Source organism: Streptantibioticus cattleyicolor NRRL 8057 = DSM 46488, assembly GCF_000240165.1.
Taxonomy (GTDB): domain Bacteria; phylum Actinomycetota; class Actinomycetes; order Streptomycetales; family Streptomycetaceae; genus Streptantibioticus; species Streptantibioticus cattleyicolor.
The window spans coordinates 4,817,404-4,835,518 of sequence record NC_017586.1; the positions used below are offsets into that span (position 1 = coordinate 4,817,404).

The 18,115-nt window shown below is 75.3% G+C and carries 14 protein-coding genes; 9 read left to right on the plus strand and 5 right to left on the minus strand.

Annotated features, from left to right (window positions below; all coding sequences use genetic code 11):
- Positions 1–107 precede the first annotated feature (107 nt).
- The 5 genes from infB (at position 108) to SCATT_RS21260 (ending at position 6,110) form a co-directional block, all read left to right on the plus strand.
- Complete coding sequence (gene infB / locus SCATT_RS36725) at positions 108–3,125, plus strand: translation initiation factor IF-2 (RefSeq protein ID WP_014628451.1); 3,018 nt, start codon at positions 108–110, stop codon at positions 3,123–3,125.
- Between the two features lie 200 nt (positions 3,126–3,325).
- Complete coding sequence (locus SCATT_RS21245) at positions 3,326–3,619, plus strand: DUF503 domain-containing protein (RefSeq protein ID WP_041824918.1); 294 nt, start codon at positions 3,326–3,328, stop codon at positions 3,617–3,619.
- Positions 3,620–3,667: 48 nt separating this feature from the next.
- A complete protein-coding gene (gene rbfA, locus SCATT_RS21250; protein WP_014145201.1) occupies positions 3,668–4,120 on the plus strand; it encodes a 30S ribosome-binding factor RbfA in 453 nt (150 codons plus the stop codon).
- Positions 4,117–5,016 carry a tRNA pseudouridine(55) synthase TruB gene (gene truB, locus SCATT_RS21255; protein WP_014145202.1) on the plus strand — a complete coding sequence of 300 codons (900 nt, stop codon included), beginning with the start codon at positions 4,117–4,119 and terminating at the stop codon, positions 5,014–5,016. The genes rbfA and truB overlap by 4 nt, the downstream gene beginning before the upstream one ends.
- Positions 5,017–5,159: 143 nt before the next feature.
- The gene (locus SCATT_RS21260) at positions 5,160–6,110 is read left to right on the plus strand and encodes a bifunctional riboflavin kinase/FAD synthetase (protein WP_014145203.1); all 951 of its coding nucleotides are present in this window, start codon (positions 5,160–5,162) and stop codon (positions 6,108–6,110) included.
- 86 nt (positions 6,111–6,196) lie between these two features.
- Here the strand turns inward: SCATT_RS21260 and SCATT_RS21265 are convergent, their stop codons facing one another.
- The 3 genes from SCATT_RS21265 to eccE all read right to left on the minus strand — a co-directional run bounded on the left by SCATT_RS21265 (position 6,197) and on the right by eccE (position 11,119).
- A complete protein-coding gene (locus SCATT_RS21265) occupies positions 6,197–8,782 on the minus strand; it encodes an SCO5717 family growth-regulating ATPase (protein ID WP_014145204.1) in 2,586 nt (861 codons plus the stop codon).
- 334 nt (positions 8,783–9,116) lie between these two features.
- The gene (locus SCATT_RS21270) at positions 9,117–9,827 is read right to left on the minus strand and encodes a hypothetical protein (protein ID WP_014145205.1); all 711 of its coding nucleotides are present in this window, start codon (positions 9,825–9,827) and stop codon (positions 9,117–9,119) included.
- Positions 9,824–11,119 carry a type VII secretion protein EccE gene (gene eccE / locus SCATT_RS21275; protein WP_014145206.1) on the minus strand — a complete coding sequence of 432 codons (1,296 nt, stop codon included), beginning with the start codon at positions 11,117–11,119 and terminating at the stop codon, positions 9,824–9,826. The genes SCATT_RS21270 and eccE overlap by 4 nt, the downstream gene beginning before the upstream one ends.
- Before the next feature lie 225 nt (positions 11,120–11,344).
- Here eccE and eccB point away from each other — a divergent pair, with 225 nt between their 5' ends.
- Together eccB and mycP are read left to right on the plus strand one after the other, a co-directional pair.
- Positions 11,345–12,889, plus strand: coding sequence for a type VII secretion protein EccB (gene eccB / locus SCATT_RS21280; RefSeq protein WP_014145207.1), 1,545 nt, complete (start codon positions 11,345–11,347; stop codon positions 12,887–12,889).
- Positions 12,889–14,142 (plus strand): type VII secretion-associated serine protease mycosin, encoded by a 1,254-nt coding sequence (gene mycP, locus SCATT_RS21285; RefSeq protein ID WP_014145208.1) that lies wholly within the window; start codon positions 12,889–12,891, stop codon positions 14,140–14,142. Before eccB ends, mycP begins: the two co-directional genes overlap by 1 nt.
- Here the strand turns inward: mycP and SCATT_RS21290 are convergent.
- Entirely contained in the window at positions 14,127–14,873 is a 747-nt protein-coding gene (locus tag SCATT_RS21290; protein WP_014145209.1) for a hypothetical protein, read from the minus strand. The genes mycP and SCATT_RS21290 overlap by 16 nt on opposite strands.
- Positions 14,874–15,388: 515 nt before the next feature.
- Complete coding sequence (locus SCATT_RS21295) at positions 15,389–16,951, minus strand: beta-N-acetylhexosaminidase (RefSeq protein ID WP_014145210.1); 1,563 nt, start codon at positions 16,949–16,951, stop codon at positions 15,389–15,391.
- Positions 16,952–17,416: 465 nt separating this feature from the next.
- Here SCATT_RS21295 and SCATT_RS21300 point away from each other — a divergent pair, with 465 nt between their 5' ends.
- Entirely contained in the window at positions 17,417–17,749 is a 333-nt protein-coding gene (locus SCATT_RS21300; RefSeq protein WP_014145212.1) for a WXG100 family type VII secretion target, read from the plus strand.
- A 56-nt stretch (positions 17,750–17,805) separates the two neighbouring features.
- A complete protein-coding gene (locus tag SCATT_RS21305; protein WP_014145213.1) occupies positions 17,806–18,105 on the plus strand; it encodes a WXG100 family type VII secretion target in 300 nt (99 codons plus the stop codon).
- Positions 18,106–18,115 lie beyond the last annotated feature (10 nt).

An 18,115-nucleotide genomic window follows, 5' to 3' on the forward strand; every position in this document is an offset into this window, starting at 1 on the left:
TCGGAAGTAGGTCGAGATTGCGATGAGCACTCGATGAGTACGCGATGAGTACGCCCATGAAGTAGCGACGGTCCGGCGGACGACCACCCCGGACCAGAAGGAGCGATGTGGCTAAGGTCCGGGTATACGAACTCGCCAAGGAAATGGGAGTCGAGAGCAAGGTCGTCATGGCCAAGCTCCAAGAACTTGGTGAATTCGTCCGTTCGGCGTCCTCGACGATCGAGGCGCCGGTTGTTCGTAAATTGACTGATGCTCTCCAGCAGGGGAACGGCGGCGCCGGTTCCTCCGCCAAGCCGTCCGCGCCGCGCAAGCAGGCGCCCGGCAAGCCGGCCCCCACCCCGGGTCCGGCCCGTCCGGCCGCGCCCAAGCCCGGCCCCGCGGCGCCGAAGCCGGCCGCCGCCGCGCCCGCGCCCGCCCCGGCCCCCGCGCCGCAGCAGGCCCCGCGTCCGGCGGCGTCCCCCGGCCCGCGTCCCGGCCCCAAGCCCGGCCCGGCCCAGCCCGCGCCCGCCGCGGAGTTCTCCTCCCCGGCGGCTCCGGCGGCTCCGGCGGCCCCGGGCCCGGCCGCGCCGCGCCCGGGTGGCTCCGGCCCGCGTCCGGGCGGTCAGCGTCCGGGTCCCGGCCCGCGTGACCGCGGTCCGCGCCCCGGCGGCGACCGTCCGTCGCGTCCGGCCCCGGGTCAGGGCGCGCCGCGTCCGGCCGGCCCGCGTCCGGGCAACAACCCGTTCAGCTCGTCCGGCAGCACCGGCATGCCGCGTCCGCAGGCCCCGGGCGGTGCCCGTCCCGGCGGTCCGCGTCCGGGCCCGGGTGCCCCCGGTGCCGGTCCGCGTCCGCAGGGCGCGCCGCGCCCCGGCGGCCAGGGCGGTCCGCGGCCGAGCCCCGGCTCGATGCCGCGTCCGCAGGCGGGCCCCGGCGGTCCGCGTCCCAACCCGGGCATGATGCCGCAGCGTCCCGCGGCCGGTCCGCGTCCGGGCCCCGGCGGCGGTCGTCCCGGCGGTGCCGGGCGTCCGGGCGGCGGTGCCGGTCGTCCCGGCGGCGGCTTCGCAGGCCGTCCCGGTGGCGGCGGCGGTGCCGGTCGTCCCGGCGGTGGCGGCGGTTTCGCCGGCCGTCCGGGTGGCGGCGGTCCCGGTGGTGGCGGCGGCTTCGGCGGTCGTCCCGGCTTCGGCGGCCGTCCCGGTGGTCCGGGTGGCCGTGGCGGCACGCAGGGTGCCTTCGGCCGTGGTCCGGGCGGGCGTCCGGCCCGTGGCCGCAAGTCGAAGCGGCAGCGGCGCCAGGAGTACGAGGCCATGCAGGCCCCGTCCGTCGGCGGCGTGATGCTGCCGCGCGGCAACGGCCAGACCGTTCGCCTCTCGCGCGGTGCGTCCCTCACCGACTTCGCGGAGAAGATCAACGCCAACCCGGCCTCGCTGGTCCAGGTCATGCTGAACCTCGGCGAGATGGTCACCGCGACCCAGTCGGTCTCCGACGAGACCCTCCAGCTGCTCGCCGACGAGATGAACTACGTCGTCGAGATCGTCAGCCCGGAGGAGGAGGACCGCGAGCTGCTCGAGTCCTTCGACATCGAGTTCGGCGAGGACGAGGGCGGCGACGAAGCGCTGATGCCGCGTCCGCCGGTGGTGACCGTCATGGGTCACGTCGACCACGGTAAGACCCGCCTGCTCGACGCGATCCGCAAGACCAACGTGGTCGCGGGCGAGGCCGGCGGCATCACCCAGCACATCGGTGCGTACCAGGTGGCCACCGAGGTCAACGGTGAGGACCGGCGCATCACCTTCATCGACACCCCCGGTCACGAGGCGTTCACCGCCATGCGTGCCCGTGGTGCCAAGTCGACCGACATCGCGATCCTGGTGGTCGCGGCCAACGACGGCGTCATGCCGCAGACCGTCGAGGCGCTCAACCACGCCAAGGCGGCCGACGTGCCGATCGTCGTCGCGGTCAACAAGATCGACGTCGAGGGCGCCGACCCGATGAAGGTGCGCGGTCAGCTGACCGAGTACGGCCTGGTGGCCGAGGAGTTCGGCGGCGACACCATGTTCGTCGACATCTCCGCCAAGCAGGGCACCAACATCGACGGCCTGCTGGAGGCCGTGGTCCTCACCGCGGACGCGGCGCTGGACCTGCGGGCCAACCCCGAGCAGGACGCCCAGGGCATCGCGATCGAGGCCCACCTCGACCGCGGCCGGGGCGCCGTGGCCACCGTGCTCGTCCAGCGCGGCACGCTGCGGGTCGGCGACACCATGGTGGTCGGCGACGCGTACGGCCGGGTCCGGGCGATGCTCGACGACAGCGGCAACAACGTCGAGGAGGCCGGCCCCTCCACCCCGGTCCTGGTGCTCGGTCTGACCAACGTGCCCGGCGCCGGCGACAACTTCCTCGTGGTCGAGGAGGACCGCACGGCCCGCCAGATCGCCGAGAAGCGCGCCGCCCGCGAGCGGAACGCCGCGTTCGCCCGCAAGGGTGTGCGCATCTCCCTGGAGGACCTGGACAAGGCCCTCAAGGCCGGCGAGGTGCAGCAGCTCAACCTCATCATCAAGGGCGACGCCTCCGGTTCGGTGGAAGCCCTGGAGTCGGCGCTGCTCCAGCTCGACGTCGGCGACGAGGTGGACATCCGCGTCCTGCACCGCGGTGTGGGTGCGGTCACCGAGTCCGACATCAACCTGGCGGCGGGCTCCGACGCCATCGTCATCGGCTTCAACGTGCGGGCCGAGGGCCGCGCCACGCAGATGGCCGAGCGCGAGGGCGTCGACGTCCGGTACTACTCGGTGATCTACCAGGCCATCGAGGAGATCGAGGCGGCCCTGAAGGGCATGCTCAAGCCGGAGTTCGAAGAGGTCGAGCTGGGTACCGCGGAGATCCGCGAGATCTTCCGCTCCTCCAAGCTGGGCAACATCGCCGGTGTGCTCATCCGCTCCGGCGAGGTCCGGCGGAACACCAAGGCCCGCCTCATCCGGGACGGCAAGGTCGTCGCGGAGAACCTCACGATCGAGGGGCTGCGTCGCTTCAAGGACGACGTCACCGAGATCCGCGAGGGCTTCGAGGGCGGTATCAACCTCGGCAACTTCAACGACATCAAGGTCGACGACGTCATCGCGACCTACGAGATGCGGGAGAAGCCGCGCGGCTGACGCGAGCGGAGGCCGGTCCGGGTACGCCCTGGCCCACCACGGGTGGGCGGGGCGCCGGGCCGGCCGCACCGGGGCCGGTCGGCGGAGGAAATTCCGTCGATCGGCCCCGGCCGTTGCGGGTACCGTGCACCACAGTGAGCGCCCCTGTCACCGGGGGCACAACGACGAGTGCCTGCCAGGTCGGCTCTGACCTGTTGCCCATGTATGTAGGGACCTGTTCCTTCGACCTCCTCCTCGGCGACGTGCGATCGCTGAAGGAGAAACGGTCCGTGGTCCGCCCGATCGTCGCCGAGCTGCGCCGCCGTTTCGCGGTGAGCGCCGCGGAGACCGGCGACCAGGACCTCTACCGGCGGGCCGAGATCGGCATCGCCGTGGTGTCGGGGGAGCCGGCCTTCGTCCGGGACGTACTGGACCGGTGCGAACGCTGGATGGCCTCCCGGCCCGAGGTGGATCTGCTGTCGGCACGGCAGCGCTTCCACGGCGACGACGACTGAGAGCGTCATGTCGCCACGTCAACGCAGTGAGAAGAAGGAGACGGACAAGTGACCGACACCGCGCGGGCGCGCAAGCTGGCGGACCGCATCCGGGTCGTGGTCGCGGAGACCCTGCAGCGCCGGATCAAGGATCCGCGGCTGGGCTACGTGACGATCACCGACACCCGGGTCACCGGTGACCTGCGGGAGGCGACCGTCTTCTACACGGTCCTCGGCGACGAGGAGGAACGGACCGCCTCGGCGGCGGCGCTGGAGAGCGCCAAGGGCGTGCTGCGCTCCGAGGTCGGCCGGCAGACCGGGGTGCGTTTCACCCCGACCCTCACCTTCGTGCTGGACGCCGTCCCGGACACCGCCCGTACCATCGACGACCTGCTGGCCAAGGCGCGCGCCTCCGACGACGAGGTCCGCCGGGCCGCCGAGGGCAAGGGGTACGCCGGGGAAGCCGACCCGTACCGCAAGCCGGCCGCGGACGACGGCGACGACACCGCGGACGAGGCGTGAGGCGCTCCGGCACGGGTCCGGACGGGCTGGTCGTCGTCGACAAGCCCGCCGGGCTCACCTCGCACACCGTCGTCTCCCGGATCCGCAAGCTGGCCGGCACCCGGCGGGTGGGCCACGCCGGCACGCTGGACCCGATGGCCACCGGCGTGCTGGTGATCGGCGTCGAACGGGCCACCCGGCTCCTCGGCCACCTGGCGCTGACCAGCAAGACGTACCAGGCCACCATCAGGCTCGGCCAGGACACCGTCACCGACGACGCCGAGGGCGAGGTGACCGCCACCGCCTCCGCGGCGCGGGTCACCCGGGCGGCGATCGACACCGGCATCGCCAAGCTGACCGGCGACATCCTCCAGGTGCCCGCCAAGGTCAGCGCGATCAAGGTGGACGGGCAGCGCTCGCACCGGCTGGTGCGGGCCGGCGAGGAGTTCGAGCTGGCCGCGCGGCCGGTGACCGTCTCCGCGTTCACGCTGCACGAGGTGCGCCAGGCCACCGCGGCCGACGGCACCCCGCTGCTCGACCTGGACGTCACCGTCGACTGCTCCTCGGGCACCTACGTGCGGGCGCTCGCCCGCGACCTCGGCGCCGACCTGGGCACCGGCGGCCACCTGACCGCGCTGCGCCGCACCCGGGTCGGCCCCTACACCCTGGAGCAGGCGCACACCCTGGAGCAGCTCACCGACTCCTTCGGCGTGCTGCCCATCGGCGAGGCCGCCGCGGCGGCGTTCCCGCGCTGGGACGTGGACGAGGAGAAGGCCCGCCGGCTGATCAACGGCGTACGGCAGAAGGCCCCCGGGCTCGGCCCCGGCCCCATAGCGGTCTTCGGGCCGCAGGAGAGGTTCATCGCGCTGGTCGAGGAGCGGCGCGGGGAGACGAAGATCCTCGCCGGCTTCGCCTGACCGGCGGGGCCGCCGGGGCGGCCCGGGCACCGCGGGCCGGCCGGCGTGCGGCCCGGCCCGGCGGCCGGTGGCCCCCGCCCGACCCCGTAGTCTTGGACCCGGCACATCGAAAGAGTCAATCGGTCGGGCGAGGAGCGGTCACAGTGGAGCGCTGGCGGGGCTTGGAGGACGTTCCCGGGGGATGGGGGCGGAGCGTCGTCACCATCGGCTCGTACGACGGCGTCCACCGCGGGCACCAGCTCATCATCGGGCGGGCCGTGGAACGCGCCCGGGAGCTGGGCATCCCGTCGGTCGTGGTCACCTTCGACCCGCACCCCAGCGAGGTGGTCCGCCCCGGCAGCCACCCGCCGCTGCTCGCCGCCCACCACCGGCGCGCCGAACTCATGGCCGAACTGGGCGTGGACGCGCTGCTGATCCTGCCGTTCACCACCGAGTTCTCCGAGCTGTCGGCGGGGGACTTCGTGCGCACCGTGCTGGTGGAGGCGCTGGGCGCCAAGGTGGTCGTGGAGGGCCCCAACTTCCGCTTCGGCCACAAGGCCGCCGGCGACGTGGAGTACCTGTCGGCGCTGGGCCTGAAGTACGACTACGAGGTCGAGGTGGTCGACCTGTTCGTGACCGGTGAGGCCGGCGGCGGACTGCCGTTCTCCTCCACCCTGACCCGGCGGCTGATCGCCGAGGGCGACGTGGCCGGCGCGATGGAGATCCTGGGCCGCCCGCACCGCGTCGAGGGCGTCGTGGTGCGCGGAGCGCAGCGCGGCCGGGCGCTGGGCTACCCCACCGCCAACGTGGAGACGCTGCCGCACTCGGCGATCCCGGCGGACGGCGTCTACGCCGGATGGCTGGTGGTCGAGGGCGAGGTGATGCCCGCCGCGATCTCGGTGGGCACCAACCCGACCTTCGACGGCACCGCCCGCACCGTCGAGGCGTACGCCATCGACCGGGTGGGCCTGGACCTGTACGGGCTCCACGTGGCCGTGGACTTCCTGGCGTTCCTGCGCGGCCAGGAGAAGTTCGACTCCGTGGACGCGCTGCTGGAGCGGATGGCCGACGACGTCAAGCGGGCCCGGGAACTGCTGGAGTCGGCGGAGGCGTGAGCCCCGCCGCCCGGCGGATACGGAAGAAGGGGCCGCCCGGACGTCTCGCGTCCGGGCGGCCCCTTCTAGCGTGCGGTGTCAGGGCGTCACTGCTGCGGCGGCGGGGGCGGCGGGTAGCCGTACCCCTGCGGCGGCTGCGGCCAGCCGGGCGGCGGGTGCTCGGCGCCGGGGTGCTGCTGCGGGGGAGCCTGGTCGGGGCCGGACTGGCCCTGCCGTTCGACGGAGCCGGGCTGCGCCGGCCAGTGCGGCGCAGGGCCGGGGGCCGGGGCGTAGCCGGGCGGCACGGCCCCGTACGGCGCCGCCGGGAAGGCGCCCTCCCCGGTGCCGTACGGCTGGCCCTGGCCCGGCACCGGGGGTGCCAGGTGCGGCGGCTGCGCCTGGCCCTCGCCCTGCGTCCACAGCCCTTGTGCCTGCTGGGCCCGGGTGAAGTCCTCGGCGACCATCGCGGCGAGGTTGAAGTACGCCTCCCGTGTCTTGGGCCGCATCATGTCCAGGTCGACCTCGGCGCCCGCGGCCAGGTGCTCGTCGAACGGCACCACCACGACCCCCCGGCAGCGGGTCTCGAAGTGGGCCACGATGTCCTCGACCTTGATCATCTTGCCGGTCTCGCGGACCCCGGAGATCACCGTCAGGCTGCGCTGCACCAGCTCGGCGTAGCCGTGCGCGGAGAGCCAGTCCAGCGTGGTGCTGGCGCTGCTGGCGCCGTCGACGGAGGGGGTGGAGATGATGATGAGCTGGTCGGCGAGGTCGAGCACGCCGCGCATGGCGCTGTAGAGCAGCCCGGTGCCCGAGTCGGTGAGGATGATCGGGTACTGCCGCCCCAGCACGTCGATGGCGCGCCGGTAGTCCTCGTCGTTGAAGGTCGTGGAGACCGCCGGGTCCACGTCGTTGGCGATGATCTCCAGCCCGGAGGGGGCCTGCGAGGTGAACCGCCGGATGTCCATGTAGCTGTGCAGGTACGGGATGGCCTGCACCAGGTCGCGGATGGTGGCGCCGGTCTCCCGGCGCACCCGGCGGCCGAGCGTGCCGGCGTCCGGGTTGGCGTCGATCGCCAGGATCTTGTCCTGCCGCTCGGAGGCGAGGGTGGAGCCCAGCGCGGTGGTCGTGGTGGTCTTGCCGACGCCGCCCTTGAGGCTGATCACGGCTATCCGGTAGCAGGAGAGCACCGGGGTGCGGATCAGCTCAAGCTTGCGCTGGCGCTCGGCCTCGGCCGCCTTGCCGCCGATGCGGAACGGGGAGCGGCCGGGCAGGTTGCCGCCGGGCTTGCGGACCTTGGGCTGGTTGCGCAGCAGCCGGTCGGAGGAGAGCTCGACGGCCGCGGTGTACCCCAGCGGGGCCCCGCCCACGGTGCGCTGCCGCTGCTCGGGGGAGACCGTGGGCCAGCCGCCGGTACGCGGATCGGCCGGCGGCTGGACGCCGTCCGGGGTGGCCGGCGGCATCGGCACGCCGGGCTGGCCGGGGTGCGGGTAGCCGTAGCCGGGCTGCGGCGGATGGGGCTGCGCGGGCGGCTGCGGGTAGCCGTAACCGGTGGGCGGGGCGGGCGGGTTGGCGGGGTGGCCGCCGAACGCCGGTGCGTTGAGCGGGGGTTGCTGGGCGGTGCCGTCGGGGCCCGGGGCGGGCGGCGGCAACGGGGCGCCGGTGGCGTACGGGTTGGCCGGGTACGCCGGGCCGGGCGGCGGCATGTGCGGCGGGTAGCCGGGGGCCGGCGGCTGCGGTGCCGGGGGCGCGGCGTCGGCGGGGTGCGGCGCGGGCGGGGCGGCGGGCGGCGGGGCCGGCTGGTACTGCGGCGGCAGCGGCGGCACCGCGTTCTGCGGGGCGGGCGCGGGCGGCCAGCCGGGGGCGGCGGGCTGCGGCGCGGCCGGCGGCGGGGTCGCGTTGGGCGGGGCCGGGTGCGGGGCGCCCTCGGCGGCGGCGCCGTGCGTCGCGTCGGCCTGCGCCCACGGCGGCGCGGGGGCCGGTGCCGTCGGGGTGCCGCCGGGCGCGGCGTCGGCCGGGGGCGTCTCGGGGACGGGCGGAACGGCGGGCGCCGGGGCGGCCGGCGGCTGCGCGGGGGCGGGGGGCCGGGGACCGGCGGGGTCGGCGGCGTCGCCGGTGGCCGGGGCGGCGGGCGGCGCGGCCGGCGCCGGGGTGGCCGACGGGGTCGACTGGGCCGCGGCGGCCTGCGACGGGCCGGCCGGATCGCCCGGACCCGCCGCCTCCTTGAGCTTCTTCATCGACAGCGCCGAGAACCGTTCGGTGGAGCGGGACACCTCCGGCGACATCCCCGGGTTGTCCGGCACGACGGTGCTGCCCGCGGCCTCCGCGGGGCCGGCGGCGGGCTCCTGGAGCTTCTTGGGGTCCTTCAGCGACAGCGCGCTGAAGCGCATCGTGGACTGGTGGGGCACCGCGCCCTTGGGCTCGCCCCCGTCCGGCGCCGGGTCGTCCGCCCGCACGCCGGACGCGCCGGTGTCGCCCGGCGCCGGGATCAGCGGCGGGCCCTGCGGGGGCGGCGGCACCACCTTGGGCGCGGGCGCCGACTCGGACTCCTCGGTCGCGGACGAACCACCGGCGTCCTCACCATTCGTCATGTACCAGGCGGGCGGCGTGTAGTCGATGGTGAACTCGCCCGTGTAGTCGGCTTCGGTCGACCGCCCGTCGCCGCCGACGCGGTTCTCGTCCCGATCGCTGCTCACTGTGCCTCCTGGATCGCTGTCATGCTCGCGAACGGCCATGTCGTCGCGGGCGCGCGGCACTTGAGGGTGGCGGCGGCGACCGCCGCGTCCCACGGTGGAACTGTCCCCCGCACCGCGGCAGCCCGCGCCGGCCGGCCCCCGCTCCGTGTTCCAGGGGTCCCGCGGAGCCCGGACGGGACACCTGCCCGTACGCACTCCCTGCCGCTCTCAAGGACAGCCTAATCGTGCCGCGCCCCTCGACGGCAGGGCCTTCACCCCGCCACCACGGCGAGGCCGTCCCGCCCCCGCCGTACCCGGCGGCCGGGGCGAGCGGCCCGACAACCCGGCGCCGCCGTCAGTCCACCCGGCGGGCGACGCCGAGCAGCGCCGTCTCCTCCGCGGTCGGCCGGGTGGTGACCACCTCGCGGTACGTGCGCGTACACCACATCGTGACGTTGTCGGCCAGCTCCGGCAGCGTCCCGGCCTCCGGCGCCGGCACCGACATCACCCGGCCGATCAGCCGTGCCTCGTCCGGCGAGACCCGCTGGACACCCACCACCGAGGCGCTCTCCAGCAATTGCGGCGCGGTGGGCCCCAGGTACGGAAGGAGCGTCAGCACCGACTGCCACGGCGCCGCCGTCACCCGTCCCCGGGGCGGCCGTATCCCGGCGTCCCGCACCACCAGCACCGGCGAGGTCACCGAGGCGCCCTGCGGCGGCACCCGGCCGACCTCGTGCACCGTCACGCACTGCTGGCCGCCGCCCGCCGCCTGGGCCAGCGCCGACCACAACCGGGGCCGGCCGGTCTCCACGGCCACCCGGGCCCCGACGGCCGCGGTGCGCAACGCGATCACCTGGGCCGTCCACACCCCGCCGACCAGCACGACCTCCAGCGGGGCAGGCCGCCCCAGCCCCAGCACCGCCGGTCTGCCCTGGGCGTCCGCGCCGATCACCACGCCGTCGTCACCGACCGGCAGACCGACGCCGCCGAGCTGCTCCACCGGCAGCGTGTGCCGCACCCGGCGCGGCCCGCGCAGCCCCGAACCCAGCCGACCCCGTGCCCTCACCGCGTACCTCCCAACGGCAGCGTCGCCAGCGCCCCCGGCACCTGCTCGTGGTCCAGGCGCACCAGACCGACCTTGACCCCGCGCGCCGCCCGCTCCAACTGCCGACGCGCCGCCGTCAGTTCACCGTCGCTGCGCCCGGTGATCCGCACGTGCCCGGTGAGCGCCGCCCCGCCGCCCGGCCCACGGCCCACGGTGAGCGAGAAGGTGCTCGCCAGCGCGGGCATCGAGGTGAGCAGCGCGACCAGGTTGGGCGCCGGGGTGGCCCCGGGGCCCAACCGGGGCCAGCGGGCCACCCAGTACGTGGTGTGCCAGCGGTCGTCGCACCGCCAGGTGCGGGCCGTCTCCCGGGTGCGGCGCGCCGGGACGTCCGCCCGGCCCGCCCGCTCGCCGGCTCGCGGGTTGGCGCAACTCGCCGTCTCCACCGCCGACATCAGCTCCGCCTCGGTCAGCAGCGTCGCCTCGAAACCGGCCGCCGCCAACCGCGCGGCGAGCTGGTCGGCCGCCCGCACCACCGCCCGCTGCGCCCCGGCCAGGCCACCGCCCCGGGCCCGCACCGCCTCCGCGCACAACTGCGGGTCGAGCTTGAGCGCCACCCACGTCAGCCGCACCGCGGGCGCCCCCGAACCGGCCTGCAACGGACCGTAGGAGCGGGCGGCCAGCGCCTCACCGGGCAGATGCGGGGCCGGCGCCGGCTGGGTGTGCTGGACCACCTGCACCGACTCCAGGCGTATGCCGTCCACCTCCAGCGCCCCGTACAGCAAATCCAGCGGCAGCGGACGCGCGGTGCGCCCCGGGCGCAGCGGACGGTCGCGCGACTGGACCAGGAGCACCGCGGAGAGGAACGTGCCGTCCCCCACCAGCCCGGCCTCCCGCCCGCCCCGGCCCGTCCAGCGGTAGGTGCGCAGACTCGGATCGCACTCCACGGCGGGGGCGAACCCCGGATCGACCCCGGCCGCCGGGGACCCGGTCGCGGACCTGCGGCGCCGGGCCAGCCCCCAGGCCGCCAGCAGCCACTCCAGGGCCGGCCGATGCCTGCGCCGCACCACCGCCACCAGCACCAGCGCTGCGGCCACCACCGCGGCCGGCACCAGCAGCCACGGCTCGGTGACGTACGCCAGCAGCAGCACGGCCGCCGCCGCCTCCACCAGCACCAACTGCTGCAACCGCACCGGGCCCAGCCGCCCCGTCCGGGGCTGCGGCCGGGGCACCACACCGGGACCGGACGCACCGGCCCGCGGGTCCGGCGCACCGGAAGCGCGCCGCGCCCCCCGGACCGTCACCGTGCCGCTCATCCCCGCCACCCCCTGCGCGTACTGCCGCGAACCGCCCTGCCGCGGTCGCCGGTCCGGAGCGCCCAGCCGCACCCGCGCGGCACACCCCGACCCTCAACCGGCATAGTAGAGGCCCGGTACGACAACGCCCGTCCGGCGAGCGCCGAGCGCGCCCGGAACGGGCCACCGGTGACGTCCGGCCGACAGCGTCCGGAACGTGCACGGCTGGGGGAGGCACACGCAGGCATGGCTTCACGGCGGGACGAGCTCAACGCCTACACCTTCGCACGCAAAAGGACCGTGGCCGCGTTCCTGCGCCCCTCGGCCGGCGGCTCCGACGAGGGGGCGCCACGGCCGCTGAAGGCGCTGGGCCCGGGGCTGGCCGCCGGGGCGCTGCTGCTCGCCGGCTTCGGCGCCTGGGGGATGATCAGACCGGGCGCCCCCGAGCACTGGGACACCCCCGGCGCCAAGGTGCTCGTCGGCAGCGAGTCGACCACCCGGTACGTGGTCCTCGAATCGGGCGGACGGCGCGAACTCCACCCGGTGCTCAACCTCGCCTCCGCCAAACTCCTGCTGGATCCACGGCAGTTCGGCGTCCTCAAGGTCGACGAGTCGGTGCTCGACAACGGCAAGCTGCCGCACGGCCCCACCCTCGGCATCCCCTACGCCCCCGACCGGATGCCCTCCGCCCAGGACGCGGGCACCGCCAAGCAGTGGGCGGTGTGCGAGGAACCGGACGGCGGCGACGCGGGCGCGGTGCGCAAGGCCGCCTTCGTCCTCTCCGGCCGCGACGCCGCCCGCACCGAGGGCGGCGGACGCCTCCACGGCGACCAGGCGCTCTACGTCCAGACCCCGGACCGCGCCCAGTACCTGGTGGACCCGGCCGGCACCGCCCACCTCATCGGCGGCCCCGCGGGCGGCGCCATGGACCCGGCCGACCGGCAACTGCTGGTGCGTACCGTCTTCGCCGCCACCGGCCGCTCCGGCGCCGCCGCCCGCCCGCAGCCGGTCACCGCCGACTGGCTCGCCACCTTCACCCAGGGCCGGCCGCTGGAGTTCCCGGTGGTGGACGGCCTCGGCACCCGGGCCGGCGTCCCCGGGCTCGACCCGCGCCACGACCGGGTCGGCATGGTGCTCACCGCCCCCGGCACCGGCGGACCGCAGAAGTACGTCGTCCTGCGCGGCGGCGTCGCCCCGGTCTCCGACCTCGTCGCCCGCCTCCTGCTCAACCTCCCCGAACACGGCGGCCACCAGGTCACCGCGATGTACCCGGGCGGCCTGCCGCAGCCCCAGCCGGTCGCCGCCCAGGACTTCACCCCGCTCGGCACCCCCTTCTACGGCGACCGCGACTGGCCGCAGGCGCCCTCCGTCCAGGTCGACGCGGCCGGCCAGGCGGAGACGGTGTGCAGCGTCTACCTCGGCGCCATCGGCGACCAGGGCCGCCCGAAGACCGCGGTCTGGGCCGGCCGGGACTACCCCGCCCCGGTGGCCGACGGCACCAGCGCCTACGTCACCCCCGGCAGCGGACTCCTCTACCGCCAGGTCACCGGCGCCAACCAGCCCGACAACGGCCAGGTCTACCTGGTCACCGACACCGGTCTGCGGTACGCGGTGCCCGGCGGCGGGACGGCGGACGCGTCCGCCGCCGGACAGCAGCCGGCGGGCGAGGCGCAGACCCGGCTCGGCTACGCCCAGGTACGGCCCGTTCCGGTGCCCCGCGCCTGGTCGGACTTCCTGCCCAAGGGGCCCACGCTCGACATGGCCGCCGCCGGCCGGCCGCAGGGGTCGTGATGGGCCGTCCGATCCGCGGCCGGCGCGCCCTGGCGTTCCGCGCCCCGCTCGCCGTGCTCGCCGCGCTGCTCACCGCGGCCCCGGTCGCCGTACCCGGTACCGCCGCCACCGCCCTGACCGGCGGCGGCGCGTGCACCTACCCGGCGCCCCTGATCCCGGGCACCCCCTGGTCGCTGCAACGGGTGCTGCTCGACCAGTTGTGGCAGCACACCCGGGGCAAGGGGGTCCGGGTCGCGGTGATCGACACCGGCGTCGACGACCACAACCCGCAGCTCGCGGGGGCCGTCGACGCCCGCGACGGCATCGACCTGGTCGGCGGGGCGGCCGGCGGCGGCGCCACCACCGACCCGGTGGGCCACGGCACCGAGGTGGCCGGCATCATCGCGGCCCGCCCGGCGGCCGGCACCGGGTTCGTCGGCATCGCCCCGCAGGCCACCATCATCCCGGTGCGGCAGAACGACGGACAGGGCCACGGCACCCCGTTGACCCTCGCCGAGGCCGTCGACCGCTCGGTGGCCGCCGGGGCCGACGTCATCAACATCTCCCAGGACACCACCGGACCGGACGTCCCCGACCCGCGGCTGGCCCGTTCCGTCGCCGCCGCCGTCGACCGGGGCGTGGTCGTGGTGGCCGCCGCCGGGAACGGCGGCGCCGACGGCCGCCGCCGCACCGTCTACCCGGCCGCCTACCCCGGCGTCCTCGCGGTGGCCGCCTCCGACCGCGACAACCAGCGCGCCGCGTTCTCCCAGCCCGGCCCCTTCGTCGGGGTGGCCGCGCCCGGCGTGGACATGGTCTCCACGGTGCCCTACGGCGGCCAGTGCGTCGGCGACGGCACCAGCTTCTCGGCGCCCTACGTCGCCGGGGTCGCCGCCCTGCTGCGCGCCGCCCACCCGGAGTGGACGGCCGCCCAGGTCGTCGCGCAGATCGAGCAGACCGCCGAACGCGTGGACCGGGGACGCAACGACGACATCGGCTGGGGCGTCGTCGACCCGGTACGCGCCCTCACCGAGGACGGCCCGCCGCGCGCCGGGCCGGTGCCCGACAGCCGCCCCCGGCTCGCCGCCGCCGTCGCCCCGGCCCCGCTCGGCGCCGGGGAGCGCGCGCACCAGCGCATGGTGCGCACCGCGGTCTGCGCGCTGGGCGCCGCCGTCCTGCTGGTCGCGGCGATCGCCGGGGCGGCCGTGGTCGTCCGGGACGCCGGGCGCCGCCGGACGGCCACGGTGCGCGGCGGCCCGGGTCAGCCGGCCGGGTAGGGGCGCACGGTGCTGGTGATCTTGTCGATGTCGGCCATCGGCAGCGCGTCCGGCACGCCCTGGTCGGCGAAGAGCACCCAGCAGTGCACCTGCCCGTCCTTGCCCTTGTACGCCAGGCCGCGGGAGACGGCGGTCGGCGGTACGCAGGCGCTGGGGCGGTAGGTGACGGTCACCTTGGCGGTGGCGATGTAGCCGTCGATGCCGTTGTGCTTCCACGGCACCGGCGTGCCCATCGAGATCTTCGGCTTGTGGGCCTTGCCGCCGTACGCGGCGAACGCCCAGTTGCCCGCCACGTTCACCGCGTTGGTGCCCAGGTCGCCCTGGCCGCCCTGGGTGATGGCGGTGGCCAGCTGGCCCTTGCCCGCGGTGCCGAAGGCGTTGGGGTTGTCCGCGGAGGCGCAGCCGCCCTCGCGGTAGGTGGCCTCGCCCTCGCCGGCCACGACCGGCTTGCCGGCGGCGTCCACGTAGGAGGAGCCGGTGCCGAGCTTCCAGTGCTGGGCGGCGGGCGGCACGTCGTAGGCGATGTGGTTGGTGGCGTTGGCCTGCGGCTGCCAGCCGGCGATCAGCGGCTTGAGCTGCTGGTCGGTGTTGGGCCCCGGGCCGGCCGGCGGGGGAGCGGCGGTATCCGGGGCGGCGGACGCGCTCGGCGCCGGACCGGCCTTGTCCTTCTTGTCGTCACCGCCGCCCAGGAAGAGGGCCGCACCGCCGCCGATCACGGCGAGCGCGACCACGCCGCCTATCGCCGCGTACAGCCCCTTGCGACCGCCCCCGCCGGCCGGGGCGGGACCGGGCGCCGCGGGCGCGGGAGGCGCCGGGGGCGTGCCGTAGCCGGCCGGCGCGCCGAAACCGTGGGGCTGTTGGCCGTAGGGCTGGCCGGCGGGCGGTTGCTGCGGCGGGTACGGCTGGTGCGGCGTGGGCGGTCGCTGTCCCGGCGGCGGGAACGGCGGTGCGGGCGGCTGTCCTTGGGGAACCCCGGGGGAGGGCGGTGCGTTGTGCGGTGTGACGGCTGGTTGTTCCCCCGTGGGTGTCCAGGCTGGCGGCGGCCCGAACCCCGGCGCGGGCGCGGGGCTGGGCTGCTCGGAGGCGTGCTGATCGTCGGGGTTCTGCGGCCAAGACATGGCGGACACCCTATGCGGCGCGCACTTCCGGCCATATCCGGGAGGTGGGCCGGTACGGCGGCGAAGGGGCCGGCCCCGCCCGGGAAGGGGCCCCGGGGCGGGGCCGGCATCCGCTCACGCCACCGCCGTCAGCGGTTGGCGGCGGGCCAACCGACCTGCGGCGAACGGTAGTAGTCGATGCCGAGGGCGTCCCAGCGCGGCCCCTGCGCGGCGAGCCGGACGCGGAACGACTCCCAGTTGTGCGTGGCCGCCGGCGACCAGCCCAGCTCGGCGATGGCGGGCAGCCGCGGGAACGCCAGGTAGTTGATGTGGTCCTCGGTGGAGATGGTCTCCGACCACAACGGCGCCTCCACGCCCAGCACCGCCGAGGCCGGCGCACCCCGCAGGAACGTGGCCGGATCCCACCCGTAGGCGTCCTTCACCTCCACGTACCCCGCCCAGTTGAGGCCCAGCGGCGACGAGGGGTTGTACTTCATGTCCAGGTACGCGTGGTTGGCCGGGGACATCACCAGCTTGGTGCCCGCCTTCGCGGCGGCCACCACCTTGGCCTCGTTGCCCGCCGTCCCCCAGTACTGCGCGATGGCGCCCCGCACCGGGTGGGCGTCGGTCAGCTGGTGCCAGCCGATCACCGTCTTGCCCAGCTTGCCGACGATCGGCTGGATCCGGTCCATGAACGACACGTAGTCGGCCGGCTTGGTGGAGTGCGCCTCGTCCCCGCCGATGTGCAGGTACGGCCCCGGGGTCAGCGCCGCGATCTCGCGCAGCACCTGGGCCACGAAGCGGTAGGTGACGTCCTTGGGCACGCACAGCGAGCTGAAGCCGACCTTGGTGCCGGTGTACAGCGGCGGCGCCACCCCGTTGCAGTTGAGGTCGGCGTAGGAGGCGAGGGCCGCGTTGGTGTGCGCCGGCATGTCGACCTCGGGCACCACGGTCAGGAACCGGCTCGCCGCGTACCGCACGATCTGCTGGTACTGCGCCTTGGTGTAGTAACCGCCCGGCCCGCCGCCGACCTCGGTCGAACCGCCGTAGGAGGCCAGCCGTGGGTACGCCGAGACCGCGATCCGCCAGCCCTGGTCGTCGGTGAGGTGCAGGTGGAGCCGGTTGACCTTGTACAGCGCGAGTTCGTCGATGTAGCGCTCGACCTGCGGCACGGTGAAGAAGTGCCGGGCCACGTCCAGCATCGCGCCACGGTAGGAGTAGCGGGGCACGTCGGTGATGGTGCCGCCGGCCACGGTCCACGGTCCGTGCTGCCGTACGTGGCGTTCGACGCCGGCCGGCAGCAGCTGACGCAGCGTCTGCACGCCGTGGAAGAGCCCGGCCGGCCGCGCCGCCCGGATCTCCACGCCGCCCGGGCCGGACGTCAGCCGGTACCCCTCGTCGCCGAGCGCCCGGTCGCCGTCGAGCCGCAGGACGATCGCGCCGCCCGTCCGTGCGGCGGTCACCGGCAGCCGGTACCCGGTGGCCGGCCGCAGCAGCCCGGCCAGGTAGTCGGCGACCGGCCGGGCCGCGCGCGACCGGGCCGCCACGTCGATCCGGGTCGCCGGGGTGAGGGTGAACGGCGCGCCGTGCGGTCGCACCGAGGCGGGTACGGGAACGACCTGGCCCAGCGGGGTGGCCGCCACCGTGGCGGCCGTGGCGGGGGCCGCCGCCTGGACCGCGGTCCCGGTTCCGGCGGCGGCCACCACGGCCACCGCGCACAACAGCCGCGACAGCCGTGAGGTGGCCGCCGCGGCGTATCGATTCTGCCCGGATCCTCTGATCTGTCGCCAAGCACTGCGTCGTCTCACGAACGATCCCTTCGCCGGTGGCCGGAGCAATGCCCCGCGGGCGTTTCGGAACTCCGGTTGACCGATCGGATTGGCCATTCCTGGGTACCGCGCGCCTGATGGGGCGTCAAGGAATGGCAAGGCCGTCCGGGGCACCCGGACCCCGGCATCGCCCGATCGGAGGACGGCGGGAAAACACCCGGTGACGGGGTGCCGGAATCCCGGTCGGAATACCGGGTTCCGGTGGAATGCCCGCGAGCCGGGGAATGCCGTGGGGGCTGTCACAGGCGATGGCTAAAGTAGGTCGCGCGTCGTTGGTCCACGACGCGCCGGGGGCCCGCGCCACGCGTACGGATCCCCGCGCACATCACAACCTTGGGGGGAGGGACCATGGCAGGTGACCTCGATGTCGAACGCCATGATCTGACCACGCTGTCCAACCGGCTGCAAAGCATGCAGACCACACTCGAACAGCAGGTCCGCGCGCTGCAGAACATGGTCGACACGGTGAAGGCGGGCTGGAAGGGCGCCGGCGGCAGCGCCTTCCAGCACCTGCAGACCGAGGTCAACCAGGACGTCGAGAAGCTGAAGGGCTACCTCCAGCGGATCAAGGAAGCGGTGGACGCGAGCAACCGCGGCTACACCGCGCGGGACGAGGAGGAGGAGTCCAAGTACCGCCGCGCCGCCGCGGGCGGCGGCGACATCCTCTCGCGCCTCGGCTGACCGAGGCCGCCACACCGGTCCCTACCGATCCGCACCCATCCGCCAAGGAGTGAGCCGTGTCCGGAGCTCCCGGAATTTCCGTCTCGTACCACACGGTCGGCGAAGCAGCCAACGACCTGCGCAACGCCGCCGGCGCGATCGAGCGTGAGCTCGACGACCTCCAGAAGTACGTCGCCCAGGTCACCGAGAAGTGGCACGGCGAGGGCCAGACCGCCTACCAGCAGGTCCAGAAGCCCTGGTCCGACACCACCCGCGACCTCGGCGACAAACTCCGCTCCATCGCCTCACTGCTCGACGACTCCGTCGACGGCTACCGCGACACCGACCGCCGGGCCGCCCGCGGCTTCGGCAACTGAGCAGCACGGC

What these genes read in the sequence shown, in the direction of transcription:
- SCATT_RS21245 (WP_041824918.1), top strand. Translation starts at nt 3,326, where the DNA reads ATGTATGTAGGGACCTGTTCCTTCGACCTCCTCCTCGGCGACGTGCGA.
- eccE (WP_014145206.1), bottom strand. Translation starts at nt 11,119, where the DNA reads ATGAGCGGCACGGTGACGGTCCGGGGGGCGCGGCGCGCTTCCGGTGCG.
- eccB (WP_014145207.1), top strand. Translation starts at nt 11,345, where the DNA reads ATGGCTTCACGGCGGGACGAGCTCAACGCCTACACCTTCGCACGCAAA.
- mycP (WP_014145208.1), top strand. Translation starts at nt 12,889, where the DNA reads ATGGGCCGTCCGATCCGCGGCCGGCGCGCCCTGGCGTTCCGCGCCCCG.
- SCATT_RS21300 (WP_014145212.1), top strand. Translation starts at nt 17,417, where the DNA reads ATGGCAGGTGACCTCGATGTCGAACGCCATGATCTGACCACGCTGTCC.